This window comes from Sutterella sp., assembly GCF_052272535.1.
In the GTDB taxonomy this organism is placed as follows: Bacteria; Pseudomonadota; Gammaproteobacteria; order Burkholderiales; family Burkholderiaceae_F; genus Sutterella.
The window spans coordinates 1-4045 of record NZ_DAVZJY010000208.1; the positions used below are offsets into that span (position 1 = coordinate 1).

At 64.8% G+C, this 4045-nt stretch carries 3 protein-coding genes; all 3 read right to left on the bottom strand.

Annotation, left to right across the window (positions count from 1 at the left end; translation table 11 throughout):
• Nucleotides 1–50: 50 nt before the first annotated feature.
• The 3 genes from ACT6Y9_RS09160 to ACT6Y9_RS09170 are packed head-to-tail and all read right to left on the bottom strand — an operon-like array spanning nt 51 to nt 3800.
• Nucleotides 51–2006, bottom strand: coding sequence for a YjhG/YagF family D-xylonate dehydratase (locus ACT6Y9_RS09160; RefSeq protein ID WP_443744304.1), 1956 nt, complete (start codon nt 2004–2006; stop codon nt 51–53).
• A gap of 56 nt (nt 2007–2062) precedes the next feature.
• Entirely contained in the window at nt 2063–2965 is a 903-nt protein-coding gene (locus tag ACT6Y9_RS09165) for a dihydrodipicolinate synthase family protein (RefSeq protein WP_443744305.1), read from the bottom strand.
• A 46-nt stretch (nt 2966–3011) separates the two neighbouring features.
• Nucleotides 3012–3800 (bottom strand): IclR family transcriptional regulator, encoded by a 789-nt coding sequence (locus tag ACT6Y9_RS09170; protein ID WP_443744306.1) that lies wholly within the window; start codon nt 3798–3800, stop codon nt 3012–3014.
• Nucleotides 3801–4045: the final 245 nt, after the last annotated feature.

A 4045-nucleotide genomic window follows, 5' to 3' on the forward strand; every position in this document is an offset into this window, starting at 1 on the left:
GGGTGCGGCCGACGGGGCCGGTTGAGGAATTGCAGTGGGGTTTGCGCGAATCAGGCCTTCGGGATGCGCTTGATCGCGTCTAGGATCATCGGGACATCGTAGACGCAGCCGCGCCACGTGCCGCCCGAGAGCGACTGCAGCGCCGCCCAGAGCTTCGTGTCGTCCGGAAGATCCGGATCGGGAGCGATCTCCGGATCGGTCGCGCGGGCGTTGAGGAGCTTCGTCGCCGCTTCGAGCGGCAGCTCGCCCGTTTCGGCCGTGCCGAGGAAGTTCACGCGGCCGTGGAGGGTGCGCGTGTCGACCTCAATGTCGACGATGTCCCCGGTGCGTAGCTTCCCGATCGGGCCGCCCGCGAGGGCTTCGGGACCGACGTGGCCGATGCACGCGCCCGTCGAGACGCCCGAGAAGCGCGCGTCGGTGACGAGGGAGACGTACTTGCCGTAGGAGAGGTGCTTCAGGGAGCTCGTCACCTGGTAGGTCTCCTCCATGCCCGTGCCCGAGGGGCCGGTGCCGGCGATGATCAGGATGTCGCCCTTCTTCACCTTCTCGTGCTTGATGTCGTAGACCGCGGACTTCTCGGAGAAGTAGACCTTGCAGGGGCCCTTGTGGCGGTAGACGCCGTCGGGGTCGATCACGCTCGGGTCGATGGCGGTGGACTTGATCACGGAGCCTTCCGGAGCGATGTTGCCCACGGGGAACGTGATGGTCGAGGTGAGGCCGCGAGCCTTGGCGACCTCGGGCGACATGATGACGTCGTCCGGACTCACGTGCTCGAGCTCTTCGAGAATCGCCTTGAACTTCGCACGGCGCTCACTCTTCTCCCACCACTCGAGGTTTTCGCCGACCGTCTTGCCCGTGACGGTCATCGCGTCGAGGTGCAGGAGCCCGAGGTCGCGCAGGTGGAGCATGACCTCCGGCACGCCGCCCGCCATGAAGGCACGGACGGTGGGATGGTACTTCGGGCCGTTCGGGAGCACGTCCACGAGGCGCGGCACCGCCTGGTTGATGCGGATCCAGTCCTCGACGGCCGGGAGCTTCACGCCCGCCTGATGCGCGATCGCCGGGATGTGGAGCAGCAGGTTCGTCGAGCCGCCGAAGGCCGCATGGACCATCATGGCGTTCTCGATCGCCTTCGAGGTGATGATGTCCTTCGCGTGGATGCCGGCCTTCATGAGGGCGAGGGCCGCGCGGGCCGAAGCGCGCGCGATGTCCTCCCAGACGGGTTCTCCCGAGGGCGCGAGCGCCGAGTGCGGCAGCGCGATGCCCAGGCCTTCGGCGACCACCTGCGAAGTGCCCGCAGTGCCGAGGAACTGGCAGCCGCCGCCCGCGGACGCGCAGGCCGAGCACCCGAAGCGCCGGGCGTCGTGAAGCGACAGTTCGCCGTTGGCGAAGCGCGCGCCGATCGTCTGCACGCGGCCGTTGTCTTCACCGCCGACGGCGGGAAGGGTCGAGCCGCCCGGGACGAGCACGATCGCCTTGTCATGCTGCGAGGCGAGCGCCATCATCGTGGCGGGCAGGCCTTTGTCGCAGGTGGCGACGCCCACGACGGCCTTGACGTTGGGAAGCGACCGGATCAGACGGCGCATGACCATGCTCGCGTCGTTGCGGTACGGCAGCGAATCGAACATGCCGAGCGTGCCCTGGGTGCGGCCGTCGCAGGGATCGGAAACGTAGACCGCATAGGGAAGCGCCTTGCCGGCCTTGATTTCGTTGGCGGCGGCGCGCAGCTGCACGTCGAGTTCGTAGTGGCCCTGATGGAGCGCGAGCGCGATGGGCTTGCCGTCCGCGCCGCGGATGCCGCCCAAGGTGCTCACGAGGAGCACTTCGTCGCGGTCGAGCTCGTCAGGGTTCCAGCCGATGCCTGCGTTCATCGTCATGCCGAAGAGGTCTCCGCTCGGGCGGTTGATCAGCATGGCGGGCGTGAGCGGCAGCTCACCCTTGGGGCCCGCGGCGTGCGTGCGGACCTTGTAGATCTCTTGGTTCGCGTCGTCGTAGAAACCGGTCATTTCAATTGTCTCCTTTGAATTGATCCCGAAGTGGCGTTCCCATTCTTGGTGCGGGATCAGATAACGCCCTGCTCCTTCAGGAAGGTTTCTACGGCCTTCTTCGTTTCGTCCGAAAGCGCACGGACGGGCGGGAGCGAATAGGTGCTCATGTCGATGCCGGCGGCAAGGACGGTGGCGTACTTGATGACGCTCATGAAGGGCACTTCGAGCCCGTAGAGCGCGGGGAGCTGCACGAGCTTGCGGTCGAGTTCAACGGCCTTCTGGTAGTCGCCCTTGCGGAAGGCTTCGTAGATGCCCACCGAGAGGTCCGGGGCGAAGTTCATGCTCGCGGTGATCGAACCGTCGCCGCCGAGTTCGAGCGTGTTGAGCAGATGGTCGTCGTAGCCCGCGAAGACGGAGAAGTCCGGACGGACGGCCTTCACGGTGCGGATCATCGCGCGGATGTGGCCAACGTTGTCGATCGTCTCCTTGATGCCGACAATGTTGTCATTCGCAAGGACGAGGCGCTTGACGACCTCGGCGTTCATGTCCTGGCCGGTGAGGTCGGGGAAGTTGTAGATGAGGACCGGGAGCTTCACGGCCGAGCAGATCGCCTTGTAGTAGGCGTCGAGGTTGGGAGCCGAGACCTTCCAGTAGTAGGGATTGATCACGACGATGCCGTCGGCGCCGATCGATTCGGCGTGTTGGGCGAGCTCGACGGCTTCGCGGGTGTTGGGCGAACCCACGCCGATCAGGACGGGGACGCGGTGGGCGGCGGCTTCAACGCCCGCCTCGGCCATCTCCTTGCGCTCCTCCTTGCTCATCTGGCTGAATTCGCCGCCGGTGCCGAGGTAGAAGAGCCCATGAACGCCGTGTTCGATCAGATAGTCGGCGAGGCGCTTCGCCGCGGCGCGGTCGACGCGGCCGTCGGGCGTGAAGGTGGAGGAGACGGGAGGAATGCAGCCGCAAAACTTCTTCATTTGATTTGGCTCCAGAGGGAAGGAATGATGGAAAGACGGGACCCGGTCAGACGTTCACCACGGGCATCGGCCCGCTCCAGCCGAGACCGCGTGAGATCGCCGTCGAGCAGGATTCGAGCATCCGCAGGTACGTCGGAATGGTTTCGCGCGTGTAGACGGACGGGTTCGCCGAGAGCGAGACGGCGTAGTTGACGCGGCCTGCGAGGTCGAAGACCGGCATCGAAAGACAGACGGCTTGAGGAGCCGACTCTTCGGCGTCGATTGCCCATCCACGTTGACGCGTGAGAGCCAGCTCCTCAAGAAGGGCGCTCCGCTCGGTGATCGTTCGGGGCGTGTAGGTGACGAGCTCCAACCGGTCCACGTAGCGGCGGATCTCCTCTTCGGGCCTCCAGGCGAGGAGCGCCTTGCCGAGCCCCGTGCTGTGCAGCGAGAGCTCCTTGCCCACCCAGGACTTGTCCGTGGGCGTGGACTTCGGGCTCTCGACCTTGTCGATGTAGATCGCGTGGCGGTCCTCGAGCGTGCCGAGGTGGCAGATGAGGCCGCTCTGCATGACGAGCTCCTGCATCGGGCGCTTCGTCACTTCGAAGAGGCTCCGGCGGTGCAGAGACAGACACCCGAGCTCGTAGAGCTTGATGCCGAGCTGATACTGCCGGTTGGCGTTCTTGAAAAGCAGTCCGCACTCGACCATCACGTCGAGGAGGTTGAGCAGACTGCTCTTGGGGAGTTCGAGGTCGCGCACGAGCTGCGTGAAGCTCACGGGACCCGTGTGACCGATGTGCGTGAGCACGCGGTCGGCGCGGATGAGGGAGATGCAGCCTTTGTTCTGAGCGGCCATTTGGTTCGACTCCTTGAACTTCGTCGTTAAATCGGATTCTGTCGGAGTCCCGCAGTCACGAAAAGAGAGAGTTCAAAGTGTTGAACCGATTTTATTGGCGACGTTCCTGAAACGATGATTCCTGGAAAATCATAACTGTCGGGAAGCGGGACTAGGGAAACTACGGAGAAAAAGCGCCCGGAACGGATTTTGCCCCGGGCGCGGACGTTCGGACAAGGCGGGAGGACCGTTCGGTGAAGGCGCAC

Excerpts from the sequence above, each read along its gene's own strand:
- ACT6Y9_RS09160 (WP_443744304.1), bottom strand. The coding sequence starts at position 2,006 with ATGACCGGTTTCTACGACGACGCGAACCAAGAGATCTACAAGGTCCGC.
- ACT6Y9_RS09165 (WP_443744305.1), bottom strand. The coding sequence starts at position 2,965 with ATGAAGAAGTTTTGCGGCTGCATTCCTCCCGTCTCCTCCACCTTCACG.
- ACT6Y9_RS09170 (WP_443744306.1), bottom strand. The coding sequence starts at position 3,800 with ATGGCCGCTCAGAACAAAGGCTGCATCTCCCTCATCCGCGCCGACCGC.